Below are 23,389 nucleotides of genomic sequence, written 5' to 3'. Positions count from 1 at the left end.
AATGATGAAAAGAAGTTTTAGCATAGTTCTGTTGTTCATTACACAAATTGTTTCAGCACAAACAACTGTTGATCCCAATTTAAAATTATGGTACAGCAAACCTGCTTCCATTTGGGAAGAAGCATTGCCATTGGGCAATGCAAAAACAGGTGCAATGGTTTTTGGCGGTATTGCAAAAGAACGGTTTCAGTTAAATGATAATACACTGTGGTCTGGTTACCCGAATCCAGGCAATACTGTTGGCGGTCCGGCTGTTGTTGCAGATGTTCGCAAACAGGTATTTGAAGGCAATTACGACAGTGCTGCAACTGCCTGGCGAAAAATGCACGGACCTTATTCTGCACGTTATTTAACCATGGCTGATCTGTGGATTGAAAATAAATTAAGTGATACTGTTCCTTCATCCTATTACCGTGATCTGAACATCAGCAATGCAACTGCTACAGTAAAGTACAGGATCAATGGCGTGAATTATCAACGGGAAACATTTATCAGTCATCCTGATAAAATAATGATCATCAGAATAACGGCTGATAAGAAATCAATGATCAGTTTTTCAACATCACTCACAAGTAAACTTAAATTTAAAACAGCAGCTGTTGCCGATAATTATCTTGTATTAAAAGGAAAAGCGCCCATGTTTGTTGCCAACAGGGAAGCAGAACCGCAACAGGTGATTTATGATGAAACAGAAGGGATGAATTTTGAAGTGCATGTGAAAGTGATTGCTGAAGGTGGAACAACCAAACAACAGAACGATCAGTTGATCGTAAGCAATGCCAATGCTGTTACCATTTATCTTTCAGAAGCAACAAGTTTTAACGGTTACAATAAATCTGCAGGTAAAGAGGGCAAAGATCCATCCATTGAAGCAAAAGCAAATCTCAACAAAGCATTGCAGAAATCATTTGCACAATTAAAGTTGGCGCATGTAAAAGATTACCAGGCATTGTTTAACAGGGTGCAATTAAATCTTGGTTCAAGCGCTGATAAATTAAAACAACCAACTGATGAAAGATTGAAACAATATGCAGCATCGCCGGATGATTACCAGTTGCAGACCTTGTATTACCAGTTTGGAAGATATTTAATGATCGCTTCATCAAGACCCGGCTCAAGACCAACAAACCTGCAGGGAATCTGGAACGATCATGTGCAACCACCATGGGGTAGCAACTACACAACCAACATCAATACAGAAATGAATTACTGGTTGGCGGAGAATAGCAATTTATCCGAATGTCACCAGCCTTTATTTGATTTCATGAAAGAACTTGCTGTGAATGGAGCCGTTACTGCCAAAGTAAATTACAATATCAACGAAGGTTGGGTTGCCCATCATAACGCTGATCTCTGGGCCAAAACATCTCCACCGGGTGGATTATGGAACGATCCAAAATCAATGCCACGCTGGAGTTGCTGGCCAATGGCAGCAGGTTGGTTCAGTACACATTTGTGGGAACATTATTTATTTACTGGTGATAAAAAGTTTTTAAAAGAAGAAGCTTATCCGTTGATGAAAGGTGCAGCGCAATTTTTATTGCAGTGGTTGATTGTTGATCCCAAGTCGGGTTATCTCATTACCAATCCATCTACTTCACCGGAGAATACAATTAAGATAAAAGGCAAAGAATACCAGTTAACGATGGCCAGCACAATGGATATGTCCATCATCCGTGAATTATTTACAGCAGTGATAAAATCTGCTGAGCTGTTGAACATTGATGCTGCATTTAAACATGAACTGATCGAAGCAAATAAAAAACTATATCCGTATCATATCGGCCAATACGGACAATTGCAGGAATGGTTTAATGATTGGGATGATCCGAAAGACAAACATCGTCATCTTTCGCATTTGTTCGGATTATATCCCGGCAGCCAGGTGAATGTAACCAGCACACCGGAACTTGCGGCAGCAGCAAAGCAATCATTATTTCATCGTGGAGATGTAAGCACAGGCTGGAGCATGGCATGGAAAATTAACTGGTGGGCACGTTTGCAGGATGGGGATCATGCATATAAAATTTTAAGTGATGCGTTCACTTATATCAATCCCAGGGAAATAAAAGAAACGATGGGTGGAGGTGGAACTTATCCCAATTTGTTTGATGCACATCCGCCATTCCAGATCGATGGAAATTTCGGCGCAACAGCTGGCATCACCGAAATGTTATTGCAAAGTCATAATGGAGAATTGACTTTATTGCCAGCTTTACCAACAGCATGGAAAACAGGATCAGTAAAAGGAATTAAAGCAAGAGGGAATTTTACGTTAGCGATCAACTGGAAAGATGGCAAGTTATCACAGGCAAAAATTTATTCCGCTAACGGAGGTGTATGCCGTGTAAGTTCATTGCAACCGGTGAAAATAGTTGAAGTAAAATCGAAACCTGCACAAGGAAATAACAGCAATGAGTTGAATACTTCGTATGGTAAACCGGTTTATAAAAAGAATGAAACAGCAACATTGGTTGAACTGCCCGTTGCAAAAAGATATGTGATTGATTTTATAACAGAGAAAGGAAAAACTTATACGGTTGTTCCTTTATAAAATGAGACATCCCCTCCCTGGAGGGGCGGATATCAGACTCCTATAATTAAAACGACCCGGGGTGGGTTGTTGAGTAATAAACCAGGCGATGAACTGAGTGACACAACGAAGTTGATTGGAAACATGTAGCAGATAAAAACAAAATGACTAAGATGCGATTATTTAAAACTTTTTTGTTTTCGTTGTTGATTGTAACTACACAAAAAGCATTGGCGCAAACTACTTCTTTTCAATGGACAGAAGTAGCCCCCGGTGTATGGAAAGGAATTGTCGGCCAACCCGAAGCCTATGATCTGCTGAAAGCATCTGGTGCCACACCCAATAAAGAGGCATTGGCAAAAATTGTTGCAGCAGCATTTCCATTTACTCAAAATGATATTGCAGGAACTATCAGTGATGGAAAGACTTTCTTACGATTTCCTTTAGAGAAAGAAGAACAACTCTATGGTTTTGGTTTGAATTTTCAAACGGTTCATCAAAGAGGAAAGATCTTACAACTGCACATGGATCATTACGGCGGAAAAGATAATGGACGGACACATGCACCTGTTCCGTTTTATGTTTCATCGAAAGGCTATGGTGTGTTTATCAACTCTGCACGCTATATAGATGTGTATGCAGGAACAGGAGTGAAAAAGGATAGTAAGAACCCTCCTGTTGAAAAAGACCGCAACAGCGATAAATCATGGAGCTCACGACCTTACTCCGATGCAGTTGAAATTTCAGTGCCAGCAGCAGGAGTTGAAGTATATGTTTTTGCCGGGCCAACAACATTAGATGCTGTACGTAGGTTTAATTTATTCAATGGAGGCGGTGTGTTACCTCCACGCTGGGGTTTGGGTTTTACGCAACGTGTAAAATCATTATTTACTGCCGATGAAGTAAAAGCGGAAGCTGATGCATTTAAAGAAAAAGGTTATCCGTTGGATTTTATTGGTCTTGAACCGGGCTGGCAAAGCAGGGCTTATCCCGGAACATTTGAATGGGACAAGAAACGTTATCCCGAACCGGCGAAGTTTGTAAAAGAAATGCAGGACAAAGGCATACGGTTAAATCTCTGGATCAATCCTTATGTTTCAAAGCAAGCTCCGTTTTATAATAGCATTACAAAATATACAGGATCGCATACCGTATGGGTTGGAGAAGTGCCGGACTTTACCATTCCTGAAGCAAGAAGAATTTTCTTTGGTCAGTTGCAGAAAGACCAGGTAGATATTGGTGTAAGCGGATATAAGATCGATGAAGTAGATGGTTATGATCATTATCTCTGGCCCGATGTTGCAACATTTCCTTCAGGCATCAGTGGTGAGCAGATGCGAAACACGTATGGTGTGCTGGCAATGCGTTATGCAGCTGAGATGTATCATCAAAAAAATCAACGTACTTATGGATTGGTGCGTGCAAACAATGCAGGTGGCGTATCACTTCCGTTTGTGATCTATAACGATTATTACAATCACGAAGATTTCATCACAGCATTAATTAATAGCGGGTTTGCAGGTGTGCTGTGGACACCCGAAGCAAGAGCTTCCAAAACAGGTGAAGAATGGTTGCGTCGTTTTCAAACAGTTGTGTTTTCGCCAATGGCGATGATCAATGCATGGAGCAGTGGTACAAAGCCTTGGTCATATCCAGAGGTGGCAGCACAGGTAAAAGAATTTTCATTGTTACGTATGCAGATGCTGCCTTACTGGTATAGTGAGTTTGCTAAATATCATTTTGAAGGAATACCGCCTTTCCGTGCAATGGCATTGGAAGAAGGTTTTAAACAGGAAGTAAAGAAAGAAGCTGTGAATACAAACCTGGAAGAGAATCCTTATGCCGAAGCAACCTCAAAAGAAATCAAGGATCAATACATGGCGGGAGAGTATTTATTGGTTGCACCTGTTTTCACCGGGCAAACAACAAGAAAAGTTGTGTTGCCAAAAGGCAGGTGGTATGATTTCTATACCGGAGAATATGTGGGTGATGGTGAAATTATTTCTGTTACACCCGGTCTTGATAAAATTCCGGTGTATGTAAAAGATGGTGGCATTATTCCAATGATGACAGCAAGACTGCAAGCACCGAAAGCAGGAGAGAAAGTTGATCTTGAAATAAGGGTGTATGGTGAAAAGCCCGGCATCTATAATTTGTATGATGATGATGGAGAAACATTCAATTATGAAAAAGGGGAATACAGTTTTCGTGAAATAAAAACTGTAAAAGATAAATCAGGAAAATGGAAAGGAACAATTGCTGCACCGGAAAAAAACAAACCGAACTCAGTTGGGAATGTTACCTGGAAGTTTATGACGAAAATCTCTAAAGGGTAGTGAAGCAAATGAAAATTTTATACTTAGTCATATCGTTTTTTGCAATTACCTGTTCAGCGCAACAAAAACTTGTTCGTTCTCCTTTCAATAAAGAAGTGAAAGAAGTGTTGCGAAAACAGGTGCTAAGTAAAGCTGCATGGGCTCTACAACAAGAACCAATTACTGTAACTGCACAATCATCCCCAAGAAGTGCCGGAGGCAAACATGATTTTTACAGTGAAGGTGATTACTGGTGGCCCAATCCTGCCAGTGTTGATAGTCCTTATATTCAGAAAGACGGCATGACCAACCCTGATAATTTTGTTGCACATCGTCATGCAATGATCCGGCTGAGTGAAGTGGTAGGCGCATTGGCATCAGCATACAAAGTAACAGGCGATGAAAAATATGTTCGTCATGCAACAACACATTGTAAAGCATGGTTTGCTGATACAGCTACGATGATGCATCCGCATTTGTTATATGCACAGGCAATTAAAGGTCGTTTTACAGGAAGAGGTATCGGTATCATTGATGCCATTCAATTGATGGAAGTAACACAGGGATTAATAGTGATGCAAAAAGCAGCATCACTGGATAAGGCGGTGTTGACTGCTACAAAGAAATGGTTCGCTGAGTTTCTCCAATGGCTTATCACACATAAATATGGAAAAGATGAAATGAATGCCACGAACAATCATGGCACTTGCTGGGTAATGCAGGTGGCAGCATTTGCAAAATTCACAGCCGATGATACGTTGATGAAATTCTGCAGCGACCGTTATAAAAATGTATTGCTGCCAAACCAGATGGCGGCTGATGGAAGTTTTCCGCAGGAGTTGCGCAGAACAAAGCCTTATGGTTATTCCATTTTTAATTTGGATGCCATGACAACCATCTGTCAATTGCTATCATCTGAAAAAGATAATCTCTGGGAGTATCAAACAGCAGATGGACGTTCGATCAAAAAAGGAATCGAGTATTTATATCCATTTGTTGCAGATAAAACAAAGTGGCCGTTGAAACCGGATGTGATGTATTGGAATGAATGGCCTGTAGCACAACCTTTTTTATTATTTGGAGCAAATGCGTATAAGCAAACTAATTGGTTTATTACATGGAAGGGACTTGAACATTCTCCCAAAGTAGAAGAAGTTATCAGGAACTTGCCTGTAAGAAATCCTTTAATCTGGATCAATTAAATGAAACGTTTTTTATTCTATACAATTTCTATTCTTGCTGTTCATTATACTTCAGCACAAACAGCAGGTGATGAGGACAAAGAAATGTTTAACCGTGCAAAGCAACGGGATCAGAAGGCTATTGAGGAAGCGATCAATGGATGGTGGACTGCATCCATGAAAACACAGGAGCAACGGATCGCATGGTGGAGAGAAGCAAAGTTTGGTATGTTCATTCATTGGGGTATTTATTCGTTGCCCGGCGGTGAATGGAAAGGAAAGAAAGTAAGTGGCTATGCAGAACATTTGATGCGCAAAGAAAAAATTTCACGAAACGATTATCTCGATCTTGCACATCAGTTTAATCCTGAAAAATTCAATGCAGAAGAATGGATACTGAATGCCAAGAAAGCCGGGATGAAATATTTTATCATCACAGCTAAACATCATGACGGCTTTGCATTGTACGATTCAAAGTTTTCTGATTTTGATATTCTTGAGCAAACTCCTTTTAAAAGAGACCCGATGGCTGAGCTGGCAACAGCAGCTAAAAAGCACGGAATGAAGTTTGGATTTTATTATTCGCATGCATTTGATTGGGAGCATCCTGATGCACCGGGAAATGATTGGGAATACAACAACCCTGGCGGTGATAAATTAATTGGCGGTGCCAATTGGTACGATGCACATCCGGAATGGTTGCCGAAAGCAATAAAATATGTTGATGAAAAAGCAATACCACAGATAAAAGAATTGTTGACTAAATATCATCCTGATATTTTATGGTTTGATACGCCGCATAAACTTCCGTTGTCTGAAAACATACGCATCTTAAAAGCGATCAGGGAAACAGATCCCAATGTTGTGGTGAATGGACGATTGGTAAGAAATGCTGCTGCAAATTTTGGTGATTATAAAAATACGGCCGATCGACCGGCTGAATTTTATCCGGTTACAGGAGATTGGGAAGCCATACCAACAACCAATGAAAGTTATGGTTATCATAAGTACGATAGCAGTCATAAATCGGTAACACATTTTATCCAACTGATCGCAAGCGCTGCATCAAGAGGTGGTAATTTATTAATGAATATTGGCCCGAAGGGAGATGGCAGCTTTGATGAAAAGGACAAGGAGATATTAAACGGCATTGGTGCATGGATGCAAACAAATGGCGAAAGTATTTATGGTGCAGATGCAGGCCCTCTTCCTTATCATAGCTGGGGAGTTTCAACCGTTAAGAAAAATAAACTTTACCTGCATGTGTTTCATTGGCCAACTGATAGAAAGTTATTCGTGAGTGGTTCTGTACAAATCAACAATGGTTATTTGTTAGCAGACCCAACACAAAAAATAAAGGTGAACAAACTTGCCAATGGTGATCTGCAACTGAACATTCCAAAGAATGCACCTGATAAAAATAACACGGTACTCGTTTTTGATTATAAGGGAAAGCTGTATCCCGATTCTACACACTTTATAACAAATAATACAATGAAGGAACGTTTCCTGGCATTTGATGCCAGCCAGCACGGAACAGGTTTCAGCTTTGGCGATGGTAAGACCAACCGCTATTACCTTGATGGATGGAAATCGAAAAAGCAAAGTGTAAGCTGGCAGTTCCGATCGGGGAATGATATGCCTGTAAAATTCAAGATCGTTGTACGCTACCTTGCTGTACAGGAAACCAGTGGCGGTTCGTTTGTTGTTGTGGTGGATCAGCTCAATTCAAAAACTTCAAAAGAACTTTTTCATTCACTGCATGGTGTTTCAACTGATGCACGGAATGTGATTATCCAGGAGGTGGGAAATATTTCATTAGGTGCAGGAACATTCCGGTTAAGTATTCACCCGGAAAAAATAGACAAACAGGAGTTGATGAAACTACTGGAAGTAGAACTTATTCCAATCAATAATTAAACGTGTTTATAGATACTATGAGATCAAAATCAAATAAAAAAGAACGCATGAAAATCCGAGTTATCAGTAGTGCAGTTGCATTGATCAGTTGTTTTTCTTATAGTAATGCACAAACTGCCGATCTCAACAAAATTTTTGCTGATGCGGAAAAGCAAACCAAAGTGATGTTGGCAGAAATTCCAAAAGCCAAAACAACAGGTTCTGCTGCAACGGTAGGTGTAACACCCGGCAGTGCAGGACAAGAACTTGTTTCACCAAGAACATTAGATAGCAGTAAGTTGAGATTAGTTTCTTCCAGGGATTGGACCAGCGGATTTTTCCCCGGCGAATTATGGTTTTTATATGAGTTTACAGGAAAGAAAGAATGGAAAACTGAAGCTGAAAAATATACAGCCAGCATTGAACGGGAAAAAACAAATGCCGGCACACATGATATGGGCTTTAAAGTCTATTGCAGTTTTGGTACAGGTTACAGGCTTACAAAAGATGCACACTATAAAGAAGTGATCATTGAGTCAGCAAAAACATTATCTACAAGATTTAATAAAGTTGCAGGCGTCATCAAATCGTGGGATAACCGTACAAAATGGAAATACCCGGTGATCATTGATAATATGATGAACCTTGAATTGTTATTTGCTGCAACAAAACTCACAGGTGATTCTTCTTTTTATAAAATTGCTGTCAGCCATGCCAACACAACAATGAAAAATCATTTCAGGGAAGATTATAGTTCCTATCATGTAGTTGATTACGATACTGTATCAGGTAAGGTGACACAAAGAACAACACATCAAGGTTATGCAAACGAATCGGCATGGTCAAGAGGGCAAGCATGGGGCTTGTATGGATACACGATGTGCTATCGCTTTACAAAAGACAAAAAATATTTACAGCAGGCAGAAAAAATTGCTGCTTATATGACAAAGCATAAAAATTTTCCAAAAGATTTTGTTCCGTATTATGATTATGATGCACCCGGTATTCCCAATGAACCAAGAGATGCATCGGCAGCAGCTGTCATGGCTTCGGCATTGTATGAATTAAGTCTTTACAGCAAAAACGGAGTAGCTTATAAAAAGATAGCTGATGCTGTTATTGTAAATCTCACCAAAAGTTATCGTTCGGCAATAGGAGAGAACAGGGGTTTTCTTTTATTGCACAGCACAGGTTCCAAGCCCTCAAACAGTGAAGTTGATGTGCCACTCTGTTATGCCGATTATTATTACCTGGAAGCATTACTTCGTTCAAAAAAATTAAAAGAAAAGAAACAGTTGTTTTAAAAACATCCCAAGCATATGAAAAAAAAGTTGACAACCGTTTTGTTTTTTTGCTTGCTTGCAGGAAACCTGTTTGCAAATCCTGTAACTGTAAAATCTATTGCAGAACTTCAGCAGGCGATCAATACTGCAAAACCGGGTGATGTAATTGTGTTGATGAATGGAGTTTATACAACCACTGCAGATATTCTGATCAATGTTACCGGAACAAAAGAAAAACCCATCATCATTGAAGCAGAAGTTGCAGGTAAAGCAGAGATCACAGGCGCTTCCGGTTTTAATTTAGTAAGTCCTGCTGCACATATCATTATCCGTGGGTTTAAGTTTACGCATGCAGCATCAAAGGCAAGATGTTCTGCCGGTTCAAGTTTTTGCCAGTGGACAAACAATATTTTTGAGACACCCGGCACAGGCGATTATCTTACCATAGCCGGTAGCGATCATGAAATTCATTACAACACATTTCAGAATAAAGATTCACTCGGAAAATTTATTGCTATCAAAGGAGTGGGCAGCCAGATCGCTGAACGGCTTCATATCCATCATAACTATTTCAAAAAGCAAAAGAACCAGGGAAACAGAAATGGCGCAGAAGCATTACAGTTTGGTTTGAGTGGCTTCAGCTTGTCATCAAGCAACAGTCTTGTTGAGTATAATTTATTTGAAGATTGTGATGGCGAAAATGAATTGATCTCAGTAAAAGCATCAAGAGTAACAGTGCGATACAATACCATACGAAATTGTCCTGCGCAATTCACCTTACGGCATGGAAATTTTAACCAGGTGTATGGCAACTATTTTATCAACACACCCGGTCTGCGCATTTTTGGTGATGATCATTTGATCCATAGCAATCATTTTGAAAATTGCAGCATCGGTATCAATATCGGCAATGGCGGCGCAGAAGTGGCCGATGGCGCACCACTTACTTCGCATGATCGCCCAGACAGAGTGCTCATTGCATTTAATACATTGGTCAATAACAAAACAAATATTGTACAAACAGCAAGAACAAATGGTTTGGGTTCAACATTTATTACCATCGTGAATAATATTATTGTGGGTGGTGATGCTGCGGTTTCAATTGTTGGCCCTTATTTAAGTTTCACCTACGAAGGCAATATTATTTTTAATACGAAAGGAGCTGGCAATATCCCGGATGTAAGTTTTATCAATACTGATCCAAAATTGCTGAGAGACGCTTCAGGTGAATATCATTTACAAAAAGGGAGCCCGGCTATTGATGCAGCAAAAGGAAATTATGCAACTGTTACTGTTGATATGGATGGTCAGCAGAGAAGTGGAAAATTGGATGTAGGTGCAGATGAATTTTCTGATGGTCCTGTTAAAGCAAGGATATTAAATCCAGGTGATGTCGGATTTCTTGCTGGGAAGAAAGGCTAAGCAGAATCTTTTTCAGAGAGAATAAGATAAGATGTCCTGCCATGCCAAAATGATTGAATGAAAGGTGATTTTGTTGTGAGCAATCAATCGTATTATTCGGTTAGTTGCAGTTAATTACTACTATTTCTGATTAATAAAAAATATTGCCTGCGAATATGAAAAGAAAACTCGTATTACTCTCGCTATGCTGTTATGCATTTTTTTCACTGCGTGCACAAACAACCTCAAATGATGAACGTATGGAATGGTGGCGTGAAGCCCGTTTCGGCATGTTCATCCATTGGGGAGTGTATGCAGTGCCTGCCGGTACTTACAATGGACAAAAAATAGATCGCATTGGTGAGTGGATCATGAACCGTGGAAAAATACCGGTGAAAGAATACCAGGCATTTGCAAAAGATTTTAATCCTGTTAAGTACGATGCGGAAGCATGGGTGAAAATGGCAAAGGATGCAGGTATGAAATACATTGTGATCACAGCTAAACATCATGATGGTTTTGCTTTGTTTAAATCAAACGCAAGCAAATGGAATATTGTGGATGCTACTCCTTATGGAAAGGATCTGATCAAACCACTGGCGGAAGCTTGCCGTAAGTATGGTATTAAACTTGGGTTGTATTATTCACATGCACAGGATTGGAATAACCCGGGTGGTGCGGCTGCAAGAAAAGTAACAACTGAAGGATGGGCCAATCCTGATTCAGCAAAAATTGATGCCTATACTGCCGCAAACAATGGTCATTGGGACCCATTGCAAACAACAAAAACAATGGCGCAATACATTGATGAGGTGGCTGTACCACAGGTGCGTGAAATACTCACAAATTATGGTGATGTGGCAGTGCTTTGGTGGGATACACCAACAGGTATGACGGATGAGTTTGCAGAGAAACTGAATGCAGTATTAAAACTGCAACCAAATATTATCACAAACGACCGCTTAAAGCGACCCAACTTTCCCGGCGATTTCAAAACACCTGAACAACGCATACCTAACCTTAGTGAACTTGATGGAAAAGATTGGGAAACATGTATGACCATGAATGAAACATGGGGTTATAAAAGTTATGCCCACAACTGGAAGAGTTTAAAAACATTGATTCAAAATACCGTTGACATTGCATCAAAAGGTGGCAACTATTTATTGAACGTTGGGCCAAAAGCAGACGGAACATTTCCACAAGAAAGTATTGATCTGTTGAAAGGAGTGGGCGCATGGATGAAAGTAAATGGTGAATCAATTTATGGAACAAAGGCAAGTCCGTTTGGATTATTTACATGGGGACGTTGTACCAAGAAAGAAAGCAATGGAAATACAACCCTATATTTTTCTGTGTTTGAATGGCCAAAAGACGGCAAGCTTTCTATCCCGGGTTTAAAGAATGAGATCGTTTCTGCAAAATTGCTGGCAAATGGTACGGGTTTAAAAACAGAAAAAAATGCTGATGCTTTGCTGATCAGCGTTCCGGAAAAAGCAATCGACGCAAATGCTACCGTTATTAAAGTTGAAGTAAAAGGAATAGTGGATGCTGCATCGCTCAAACCAAAAGAAAAAATGAAAGCAGGTGAAATTGATTAATGAATGAGGTTTCAATTTTCTTCAACTATGTTCAGAAAAACCAGCTTAATAGTAGTCGCTTTAATTTCAGCAGTTGTTTCAACAGCTGCTGATTTTGATATTACAAAATATGGAGCTGTTGGTGATGGTAAAACACTCAATACAGCATTTATTCAAAAAGCAATTGATGAATGCACAAGGAGTGGTGGAGGAAAAGTGATCTTCCCTGCAGGTATTTATTTATCAGGTACCATCGAATTAAAAAATAATGTCACACTCCATTTCAACAAAGATTCCCGTTTGCTTGGCAGTACTGATTTAGAACAATACCGAAACCTTGATCCGTTTACGGAAGGATTGGGCATTGATGTTGGCTGGGCTTTATTGGTAGCAGTTGATGCAAAGAATATCGGTATAGAAGGTGAAGGAGCAATTGACGGACAGGGATCGAAATTGAAAGCAGAACATATTTTAAAAGATACAAGACCTGAAGGTCAACGTTGGGGACGTCGCCCGTTTTTAGTTCGTATTGTAAGATGTACAGGTGTAACGGTAAAAGATATTACACTCAACTATGCTGCTGCATGGACATCGCATTATTTTCAATCAAAGAACATCAGCATTGAAAATATAAAGATCGTAAGTGTGGGTGTTGCACATAATGACGGCATCGGTATTGATGGCTGCCAGGATGTAATCATTAAAAATTGTGATGTGATCAGTGGTGATGATGCATTGGTATTTAAAACTACTTCCAGCAAAATGGCTTGTAAGAATATTACAGCAACTGGCTTGCGTTTAAAAAGTTCGCAGGCAGGTATCAAGATGGGAACAGAATCAATGGCAGCATTTGAAAATATTAAGATCAGCAATTGTCATATTTACGAAACAAGGAATGGTGGTATTAAATTACTCACAGTTGATGGCGCTCATTTACGCAACGTTGAGATCTCAGATATTACTATGGATGATGTAAGAACACCGATGCTGTTCCGGTTGGGATCAAGATTAAATGTTTTCCGAAAAGGGCAGGATACAAAACAACCCACAGGAACTTTCGAAAACGTAGTGATCAGGAATGTAAAAGCAAAAGCATCGGACAGTGCACAATTAAAACCGGCTTCGGGAATTTTAATAACTGGTGTACCCGGTCATTACATCACAAATCTTAAACTGGAGAATATTGAAATAGAATTGTTGGGCACAGGTACTGCTGAAAATTCAAGACATGTTGTTCCCGAAGCAATCGATCAATACCCTGAAGTAAAAACATTCGGACCAACTATTCCGGCTTATGGTGTATGGGCAAGACATGTAAAAGGTTTGAAGCTCATTAATGTATCATTCAAACTAAAGAATAATGATCTGCGTCCGGCATTTGTTTGTGAAGATGGAAAAGAGATTGAAGTAAGCGGCTGGAAAATTCCAGCAACTGAAGGAGGTGAAGCCATCATCCGCTTAGAGAATGTAGTTGGCGCATTAATACAGAACAACGAAGTGAAAGGTACTGCCGGTTTGTTTGTAAAAGTGGAAGGAGCAGAAAGTAAGTCAGTTGTTGTAACAAAGAATCAAACAAAAGAAATCAAAAAAACAATCAGCTTACCGGGAACCAAATAACAAACCGTTTTACATGAAACAAGCATATCGATTCTTTTTTCTTTTTGTAGTGTTTGCAGCGGCAATCATGGAGCATGGTATGGCTCAGTCGGCTGCAAAAAGCGAATGGGTGTATCCTGATGCAAAAGGGAAACTGGTTTATAAAACGCTTAAGACCGGCGATAAGATCATGGATTTTTCTTTTGTAGGATATATGGGCGGTGGTGTAAAAATTCCTGATGTAGATCTAAAGATCACATTGAGCCCGGTTACAGGCGATAATTCAGCAGCTATTCAACAAGCCATTGATGAAGTATCGAAAATGAAACTGCAGAATGGATTCAGAGGCGCTGTTTTATTGAAGCCAGGTGTATATGATTGTGAAAAGCCTTTAGTGATCAATGCAAGCGGTGTGGTATTGCGTGGAAGCGGCTCAACTGAAAAGGGTACTGTGCTTAATTTAATTGGGAAGCCGCATGCTGCTGTTACTGTAAGAGGAGAAGTAAAATCAACAACAATTGGAGAAGCAACAACAATCACTGATCGTTATGTTCCTTCAGGTGCAACTTCATTTACAGTTGCCAATGCTTCAGCATTAAAAGCAGGTGATACCATTCGCATTACACGACCCATTACTGATAAATGGATTGAGTTTATGGGTATGCATCAACTGGTGCGTAGTGGTAAGAAGCAAATATGGATCAGTGGAGATATTACAACAGAAAGAACCATTGCAAAGATTGAGCAAAATAAGATCACTGTTGATGTGCCGTTGAATGATTCATACGATGCAACTTATATTTCTCCTGCGGTGGCTGTTCAGAAGATCACAACAACAGGTCTTCTCACTCAAATCGGCATTGAAAATTTCCGCATTCTTGCAGCAGCACAATCAGTCACCATTAACGAAGGCCATCACCGGGCATTTACCATGAGTGGTATTAGTGATGGTTGGGCAAGAAACATTGATGTGTTGAATACTGTTAACAGCGTAAGTGTTACAGGAAGGAGGATCACTGTTGAAAATGTCAGCATCATGCATGATGTACCTACGATTGGTGCAGCAAAGCCAGCTGATCTCAATGGAAGCGGTCAGCAGATCTTATTCAACCGTTGTTCAATCACCGGCGACAATCTTTTCTTCTTTGGCACAGGTGCAAAAGTAACTGGCCCTGTTGTTGTGTTGAATTGCACATTCCGTGGTAATGGATGGATACAACCTCATCAACGATGGGCCACAGGATTATTGATTGACGGATGTACTGTTCCTGACGGTGGAATTGATTTTATGAACCGTGGTGTAATGGGTTCGGGTCATGGTTGGACAATCGGCTGGGCTGTAGCATGGAACTGTAAAGCAAAATCATATCTCAACCAAATGCCTCCGGGTTCTGCTAACTGGGTAATTGGAAGTATTGGTGAGCAACAGAAAAGAGCCATCCCCGGTTCAAACGAATTAGGTTCTATCAGCTATACTGAAAAAATAATGCTGCCCGAAGGTATTTATGATTCTCATGGTATTCCTGTTGCACCGGCAAGTCTTTACTTATCACAGTTAAAAGAACGTTTGGGTAAACAGGCATTGATCAATATTGGATATAACAATTAGTAATCAACTACTCCATCATACACTAAATAAATCAATGATGAAAAAAGAGATAAAGAAAGCAATGTTTTTCGTTGCAACATGTTTATTGTTACTTCCCTGCATCTTACAAGCACAAACAAAAACAGAAATTGCTGAATTTAAAAACTGGCCAAAGGGAACTTCTCCAAAAGAAATAGGAGTAAGAGTTGCCAATCGTTTTATAGCAACGCCACATACCAATTTTAATCGTCCAACTCCGCCAAGAACAATTACATACCCGGAGACATGTACATGGTATGGTGCATTAACTTTTGCAAAAGCGACAAACGATAAACAATTGGTAAAACAACTTGCCCAGCGGTTTGAACCATTGTTTGGAAGCAGGGACACATTGATACCAAAACCAGATCATGTTGACTTAACAGTGTTTGGTTCTGTACCATTAGAGTTATACATGCAAACAAAAGAGCAACGTTATCTCACGTTGGGAAAACATATTGCCGATAAACAATGGGGGCCACCCGAAGGACCAAGAGTAAAAGCAGAATCGCATTACTATTATAATAAAGGGATGACTTGGCAAACACGTATGTGGATTGATGATATGTTCATGATCACAGCAGTACAATCACAGGCATACAGGGCAACAGGTGATACAGCGTATATCAACAGGGCTGCAAGAGAAATGGTTTTATATCTTGACACATTGCAAAAAGAAAACGGGCTTTTTTATCATGCACCCGATGTACCATTCTTCTGGGGTCGTGGCGATGGCTGGATGGCAGTAGGCATGAGTGAGTTGTTGCGTTCACTTCCAAAAACAAATCCAAATTATAATCGCATCATGAAAGGCTATAAACTCATGATGAGTTCTTTATTGAAATACCAGGGGAGTGATGGCATGTGGCATCAACTCATTGATGATCCAACTTCATGGGCAGAAACCTCCTGTACAGGTATGTTCACCTTTGCATTTATCACCGGTGTGAAAGAAGGCTGGCTCGATAAAAAAACTTATGCACCTGCTGCACGCAAAGCATGGTTAAAACTGATCACATACATTAATGCCGATAACGACATCACGGAAGTATGCGAGGGTACCAACAAAAAGAACGATCGTCAATATTATATCGATCGCAAACGAAATATTGGTGATCTGCATGGGCAGGCTCCTTTATTGTGGTGTGCAACAGCTTTGTTACGGTAATAACATTCGTGTTATGTTGAATTAAAATTGAACCATTCTTTTCTTTAAGCGAAGAATGGTTCAGTTATTCAAGTGGTAGTACGAAGATGCGATTGAAATCTTACATTTATAAAAACAAACATCATGTCAACAACCCGTCGCCATTTTATCAAGCAATCAGCAAAAGCCTCTGCGGCAGTATATGCAGCTGCATTTGGTTTCAGTGCTAAAAGTTATGCCAATATCATTGGAGCCAATGATCGTGTGCGTGTGGGTGTAGTTGGTTTTTCTGATCGTCATCGAAGTTCACATCTTCCTTGCTTTCTGAATCATTATAAAGAATTGAATTTTGATTTAGTAGCTGTTTCAGATATATGGAAGAAAAGAAGAGAAGAAGGCGCCGCTATCTGGAAGGAAAAAATGGGACATGATATTGTTGCCTGCCGCAACAATGAGGAGATGTATGATAAAAAACTGGTGGATGCTGTGTTTATTGGTACTGCCGATTTTCAACATGCATTGCATGCAATAGAAGCGGTAAAAGCAGGATGCGATGCATACGTTGAAAAACCTTTTGCTGAAACGATGGAAGATAACCGTGCTGCATTAAAAGTGATCAAAGCGAGTAACAGAATAATACAGATCGGTTCACAACGGAGAAGTGGTTCTAATTATCATGCGGCCAATGATTTTATCCGCTCAGGAAAATTTGGTCCTATAACAATGGTTGAGTTAACATGGAATGTAAATCAACCGGGACGTTGGCGCCGGCCTGCATTGCTTGCACAATTAAAACAGGAAGATACTGACTGGAATCGTTTTTTAATGAACAGACCAAAGGATGATTTTGATGTAAGAAAATATTTAGAGTATCGTTTGTTCTGGCCCTATTCATCAGGACTGCCCGGTCAATGGATGAGTCACCAGATTGATACGGTGCATTGGTTCAGCGGCCTTGCTCATCCACGTTCTGTTGTTGCCAATGGTGGCATTTATATGTGGAAAGATGGACGGAAAAACTGGGATACCATAACAGCAGTGTTTGACTATGGCCCTGCAAATGATCTTTCATCGGGCTTCCAGGTTACATTTGGTTCCCGCATGCACAATGGCGATGAAAAACCGGCAGAGATCTATTACTCAAACGGCGGTGAATTAAATCTGAACACCAATATGGTTTCATCGAGAGGGGGATTAACAAAACGATTTGCAGATGAAATGAAGATGCAACCGAATTTGTTACCGGATCAAACATTGTCCGTTGTTGAACCGGTGATAGCATCTGCAAATACAGGTGGTGATAAACTTACTTCCAATCATGTGCGTAATTGGATGGAATCCATCCGTAGCCGGAAACAACCAAATGCGCCGGTAGAAGCAGGCTATAATCATTCCATTGCTACCATTATGACCAATGCAGCAGCACGCACCGGAGCCAAAGTAACCTTTGATGAAAAGACACAGGAAGTAATGGCCAACGGAAAAATATTTAAATACTAAGTAGCCGCATGCTCAACTATTTTTTAGCAATAGCATTTGTAATCGTAGCTGTATCTGCGGATGCACAACGATCAACTGGTTTCAGCATCAAAGAAAATCCTGCACAAAAACAGGTGGATGTTTTATACAACAATCAATTGCTCACTGCTTATTGCTACTACGATTCAAGCAAAAAGCCGATCCTGTTTCCTGTGAATACGGTTGATGGTATCACCGTTACACGTAGTTATCCATTTAAAACTGTAGCAGGTGAGCGTACTGATCATCCGCATCATACAGGCATTTGGTTGAATTATGAATCGGTGAATGGTCTTGATTTCTGGAATAACTCAACAGCCATTGCTCCTGCTAAAAGAGATCATTACGGAACGATCCTGCATCAAAAAGTTGTTAGCAAAAATGTCAATGATAAAAATGCTTCGCTTAGTGTAACAGCAACTTGGGTGAGGCCCGATGCGAAAGTTTTACTGAATGAAAAAACGATATTCAACTTTAGTGTAAACGGAAATGATTTTATCATTGACCGTATCACAACATTAACAGCAACAGATTCGGTTGTGCTGTTTAAAGATGTGAAAGATGGAATGTTTGCTATACGTGTAGCAAGAGAATTAGAACTGCCTTCAAAAGAGAAAAGCAACTTTGTTGATGATAAAGGAAATATTACAACAGTACCACCATCAAGCTCAGCCGATGTGAGTGGTATGTATTACAGCAGCAATGGAAAAACAGGCGATTCGGTATGGAGCAGCAGGGGTAACTGGGTTATGATGACTGGGAGAAAAGAAAGAAAAGATATTACCATCGCTATCATTGATCATCCGCTGAATATTGGTTACCCGGCTTACTGGCATGCAAGAGGTTATGGTTTGTTTGCAGTTAATCCGCTTGGAGCAAAAGTCTTCAGCAATGGAAAAGAAGAATTGAATTTTTCCCTTCAACCCAAACAATCAGTAACATTCAGGTACAGGATCATTATTCATTCAGGCGAGATCATAACAACGGATGCAATGAATAAGCTGGCTGCTGATTTTGCGAAAATAAAATGAACCGCAACAACGTAACAAAATGTTTATGAAAAGAACGCCCTACTTTATTTTGCTGGTTCTCTTTTCAGGACTTTCGATAACTCAGTCGGCTGCGCAGAAATTCAAACCCTTATTTAACGGCAAAAATCTCAACGGCTGGTATTCTTTTTTGAAGAACAAAGGAAAGGACAATGATTCTAACCAGGTGTTTACCGTGAATGATGGTTTGCTGAAGATCACTGGCCAGGACTTTGGCTATATTGTTACAGAAAAATCATTTACAGATTTTCATCTGGTCGTTGAATTTAAATGGGGCGAGAAAAAATATCCACCAAGAGAAAATGCAGTGAGGGACAACGGTATTTGTTATTATGTTGTTGCAACAGATAAAGTATGGCCACGATCAGTAGAGTGCCAGATACAGGAAGGTGATTGTGGTGATTTCTGGTTAATTGATAGTGTTACTGCAATGATCGATGGCGTGCAGCAAGGCCCTACAAAAAATACAAGAGTTAAAAAGAAAACAGATAATGAAAAACCAACCGGTGAATGGAACCGTGTTGAAGTGATAGCCATCAAAGGAAAGTGTACCCACATCGTAAACGGCGTTGTTGTTAATGAAGCAACTGATGTCAGTCTTCGTGCCGGACGAATACTCATTCAATCAGAAGGAGCAGAAACATACTATCGAAAAATTGAAATAAAGGAGTTGTGAAAACACTATTTACACTTGACTTATTCATGTAAAAATTTCTTCCAGCTATTCAACATACTTATTAAGTTTACTTTTTTGCATATACAGTTTACACAACTATTTTCTTGTCATTTTACAGTTAAAATTGTTGAATGCTTTGCTAACACGCAAAACGAAATCCCGTATAATTTTTATTTACTTGTGTAATCATTTTTTATAACGATTAATTCCGGCGCTTGACAGCGTTACGATTGATGCCAGCTTGATGCCAAACATCATGTGTTATTGTATTGCCTTTTCTTTCCTGTTTTCTTTTATGATGTTATGTACTGCTTTCTCAATCTGAATGTCTATTAAGCATGGATTTAAATCTCAATGAATGATTCTATCTGCTTGTTTAAAACTAAAACTACTAATTATGAGATGCTTTTTGGGAATCTTAGCCACCCAACCAAATCATGATGCTATCTTTTCCAGGAAAAAAAGGATAGCATTACTTACAATCTTTTTTCTTTGTTTTCTTTCCTATCTACCGGCACAGGATGCCAAAACAATAACGGCTAAAGGTGTTATTACCAGCCAGGCCGGCGAACCATTAGGAGGAGTTAACGTTACCGTAAAAGGTTCAACCAAAGGAGTGATTACAGAAACAGATGGCTCTTATCAACTCGAAGCTTCACCCAATGCTGTTCTTGTTATCTCTTATGTAGGTTATTTAACAAGAGAAATAAAATTAGGCAATACAAGTGCTGTGAATGTCAACATTCAATTACTTCCGAATAAGAATGAGATGAACGAAGTGGTGGTAGTTGGTTATGGCACCAGGAAAAAATCAGATGTAACAGGTGCTATTGTTTCAATCAGTGAACAATCGATCAAAGATATTCCTGCTGCAAATCTTACGCAAGCATTGCAAGGGCAGGGAGCTGGTATTGATATTCAGAAGAACGGAGGTAACAGCAAGCCGGGTGCTACGCCATCAATACTTATTCGTGGATCAAGATCTGTTCGTGCAGGTAACGATCCATTGATTGTAGTTGATAATATTCCTTTCAATGGAAACATCAATGATCTCAACCAGGATGATGTTGCATCAGTAGAAATATTAAAAGATGCATCATCAACAGCTATCTATGGTTCAAGAGGTGCAAACGGTGTTATTCTTGTTACAACCAAGCGTGGCAAATCAGGAAGACCTGTAATTACTTATAATTCCTATGTAGGGCAAGTGAGGGTGTTGAAAGAATTTCCGGTGATGAATACACAGGAGTTTGCTGCGTTCAAAAAATGGGCCTTATACAATGGACGTTTCAGTGGTAACAACAGAACCTATAGCAGCCCTGATGATCCATTGTTGATCTCACAAAACTTTTCTGCTGAAGAAATTGAAAGTATGAATACAGGTCGCAGTACCAATTGGCAGAAGCTGATGTACAAACCCGGTATCATCACCAATCATCAACTGGGATATACAGGCGGAAATGAATCAACACAATATGCTTTATCGGGAGGTTACTTTAAAGAAACGGGAATTTATTATGGACAGGGCTTTGAGCGTTATTCATTAAAGGCAAGTGTTGATCAGCAGTTTGGAAAACGGGTAAAGATTGGCATAAGCACACTGAATACATTTACTGTTACAGATGGTGAAGGTGCAAACCCGATGGGACAAGCATTAAGGGCCAGCCCAATGGTTTCTCCTTATAATCCTGATGGAACACTGTTGAATGATTTTGTACCCGGCAGTGCAAGCCAGGTATGGAATCCTTTGGCAAATTTTGAAGTAGAAGGAGCATCTATACAAAAAAGAAAACGCTTCGGCACATTCACAACTGCATTTGCAGATGTTAATATTATAAAGGGATTGAAGTATCGTTTCAATGCCGGTGTTGAATTACGCAATGATATTTATGGCGATTTCTTTGCGAGCAAAACAACCAATAACCTCGGTGGTTTATCTACTTCACAAAACCGAACAAGCTTCCGCACCAACTATACACTGGAGAATATTATCACTTACGATAAAACAATTGCGAAAAAGCATTCTGTTTTATTTACAGGATTGTTCAGTTTACAGGAGCAGGTAACACAGGGAAATGAATTCAGGAACAACACCATTCTTTCGGATGATCTGGAATATTTCAATCCAACTTATGGAGCTAATCTTGTTGGAGAAGGTAGCCATGAGAAGTGGGATATTCTTTCCTATATGGGAAGATTGAATTACAGTTATAATGATCGCTACCTGCTTACATTAACAATGAGGGTTGATGGTTCATCACGCTTGGCTCCGGGTAACCAATTCAAAACATTTCCTTCAGCTGCTGTTGCATGGAATATCTGGAAAGAATCTTTCATGGACAATGTAAGTGCATTTTCAAATCTGAAACTGCGTGCCAGTTATGGAAGAGTAGGTAACACCGCCATCAACGCTTATCAAACACTCGGTTCATTATCACCCGTTGTGTACAATTTTGGTGATATTACAACAACAGGATTATATCTAAGCAATGTATCAAACCCCGATCTTACCTGGGAATATACTTCAACAGTAAATGTTGGATTGGATTTTGGAATGTTGAAGAACCGCTTGTCAGGTTCAATTGAGATCTATAAGCAGTTTACAGATAATTTATTGTTGCCGCAAAATCTTCCTTCCACAACAGGCATACCGAATGCTATCGTTACAAATATTGGTAAAACAGAAAACAAAGGGATTGAGTTGCAATTAAGCTCAGTTAATTTCCAGGGAAAAGGAAGAAAAGATTTTAGCTGGACAACTGACCTGAATGTGTTTATCAATCGTGGTAAAATTACACAGTTGGCAAATGGCGTAACGAAGGATGTTGCAAATAACTGGTTTGTTGGCCATCCCATCGGCGTTTTTTATGATTGGAAAAAGGTTGGTATCTGGCAGGCAACTGCTGCCGATACAGCCGCAGCACTTGCATTGGGGCAAACAGTAAACGGTGTAGGTTCAGTAATTGGAAATATAAGAAGGGCCGACATCAGTGGACCAGAAGGAAAACCTGATGGTAAGTTAACGGATACGTATGATCGTATGATACTGGGATCAAGTCAACCCAAATGGGAGGGTGGTATAACCAATCGTTTTTCTTATCGTGGTTTTGATCTTACCGTTGTTGCTTTTGCACGTTGGGGACATATGATCAGAAGCAATCTGCATGGTGGTGGTTTTGCCAATACTTTCCAGGGAACATATAACAATATTAAAACCCCTTACTGGACACCAACCAACGGTGAAAATGAATATCCAAAACCAAATGCAAATAATACCAACACACCTAACAATTCATTGCTTGGATTTTTTGATGGTTCGTTTGTAAAGATCAGAACATTAAGCCTCGGCTATAACCTTCCACCTTCATACATCAAAAGATTACGGGCAAGAGCGGTTCGCATTTATACAACAGTAGAAGATCCGTTTATTCTCTTTTCACCATTCGTTAATAAATATGGTGGAATCGATCCGGAAGCTGCAGGCAGTTCAACCAGTCCGTCAAATGCAACATTAAATCTCGATACTCCATCAAATTGGTCACTGATACTTGGTATCAATATTTCGTTGTAAAAAAATCAAAGGA

At 39.8% G+C, this 23,389-nt stretch carries 14 protein-coding genes; all 14 read left to right on the top strand.

Features of this window, described 5'->3' with window-relative positions:
* The first annotated feature begins 1 nt into the window (after nt 1).
* The 14 genes from ESA94_RS01315 to ESA94_RS01250 all read left to right on the top strand — a co-directional run bounded on the left by ESA94_RS01315 (nt 2) and on the right by ESA94_RS01250 (nt 23,376).
* Nucleotides 2-2,554, top strand: a complete 2,553-nt coding sequence (locus ESA94_RS01315; RefSeq protein ID WP_240670952.1) for a glycoside hydrolase family 95 protein — start codon at nt 2-4, stop codon at nt 2,552-2,554.
* 152 nt (nt 2,555-2,706) lie between these two features.
* Nucleotides 2,707-4,869, top strand: coding sequence for a glycoside hydrolase family 31 protein (locus tag ESA94_RS01310; protein WP_129129055.1), 2,163 nt, complete (start codon nt 2,707-2,709; stop codon nt 4,867-4,869).
* 8 nt (nt 4,870-4,877) lie between these two features.
* The gene (locus ESA94_RS01305; RefSeq protein WP_129129054.1) at nt 4,878-6,050 is read left to right on the top strand and encodes an alginate lyase family protein; all 1,173 of its coding nucleotides are present in this window, start codon (nt 4,878-4,880) and stop codon (nt 6,048-6,050) included.
* A complete protein-coding gene (locus ESA94_RS01300) occupies nt 6,051-7,949 on the top strand; it encodes an alpha-L-fucosidase (RefSeq protein WP_129129053.1) in 1,899 nt (632 codons plus the stop codon). It abuts the gene before it with no gap.
* A 47-nt stretch (nt 7,950-7,996) separates the two neighbouring features.
* Entirely contained in the window at nt 7,997-9,232 is a 1,236-nt protein-coding gene (locus tag ESA94_RS01295; protein ID WP_129129052.1) for a glycoside hydrolase family 88 protein, read from the top strand.
* A 15-nt stretch (nt 9,233-9,247) separates the two neighbouring features.
* Nucleotides 9,248-10,633, top strand: coding sequence for a polysaccharide lyase 6 family protein (locus ESA94_RS01290; protein WP_129129051.1), 1,386 nt, complete (start codon nt 9,248-9,250; stop codon nt 10,631-10,633).
* Nucleotides 10,634-10,788: 155 nt separating this feature from the next.
* Nucleotides 10,789-12,213 (top strand): alpha-L-fucosidase, encoded by a 1,425-nt coding sequence (locus ESA94_RS01285; RefSeq protein ID WP_129129050.1) that lies wholly within the window; start codon nt 10,789-10,791, stop codon nt 12,211-12,213.
* 27 nt (nt 12,214-12,240) lie between these two features.
* The gene (locus ESA94_RS01280) at nt 12,241-13,809 is read left to right on the top strand and encodes a glycoside hydrolase family 28 protein (protein ID WP_129130221.1); all 1,569 of its coding nucleotides are present in this window, start codon (nt 12,241-12,243) and stop codon (nt 13,807-13,809) included.
* Nucleotides 13,810-13,822: 13 nt separating this feature from the next.
* Nucleotides 13,823-15,397 carry a hypothetical protein gene (locus ESA94_RS01275; RefSeq protein ID WP_129129049.1) on the top strand — a complete coding sequence of 525 codons (1,575 nt, stop codon included), beginning with the start codon at nt 13,823-13,825 and terminating at the stop codon, nt 15,395-15,397.
* A gap of 34 nt (nt 15,398-15,431) precedes the next feature.
* Entirely contained in the window at nt 15,432-16,583 is a 1,152-nt protein-coding gene (locus ESA94_RS01270; protein WP_240670951.1) for a glycoside hydrolase family 88/105 protein, read from the top strand.
* Between the two features lie 123 nt (nt 16,584-16,706).
* Nucleotides 16,707-18,062, top strand: coding sequence for a Gfo/Idh/MocA family protein (locus ESA94_RS01265; protein ID WP_129129048.1), 1,356 nt, complete (start codon nt 16,707-16,709; stop codon nt 18,060-18,062).
* Nucleotides 18,063-18,070: 8 nt separating this feature from the next.
* Complete coding sequence (locus ESA94_RS01260; protein WP_129129047.1) at nt 18,071-19,111, top strand: DUF6807 domain-containing protein; 1,041 nt, start codon at nt 18,071-18,073, stop codon at nt 19,109-19,111.
* Nucleotides 19,112-19,136: 25 nt separating this feature from the next.
* On the top strand, nt 19,137-19,805 hold the full coding sequence (locus ESA94_RS01255) for a 3-keto-disaccharide hydrolase (protein WP_129129046.1): 669 nt from the start codon (nt 19,137-19,139) through the stop codon (nt 19,803-19,805).
* A 397-nt stretch (nt 19,806-20,202) separates the two neighbouring features.
* The gene (locus ESA94_RS01250; protein ID WP_129129045.1) at nt 20,203-23,376 is read left to right on the top strand and encodes a SusC/RagA family TonB-linked outer membrane protein; all 3,174 of its coding nucleotides are present in this window, start codon (nt 20,203-20,205) and stop codon (nt 23,374-23,376) included.
* Nucleotides 23,377-23,389 lie beyond the last annotated feature (13 nt).

This window comes from Lacibacter luteus, assembly GCF_004118265.1.
GTDB lineage: Bacteria > Bacteroidota > Bacteroidia > Chitinophagales > Chitinophagaceae > Lacibacter > Lacibacter luteus.
The sequence above is the reverse complement of the archived record's forward strand: the minus strand, read 5'-3'. Positions and strand labels throughout refer to the sequence as shown.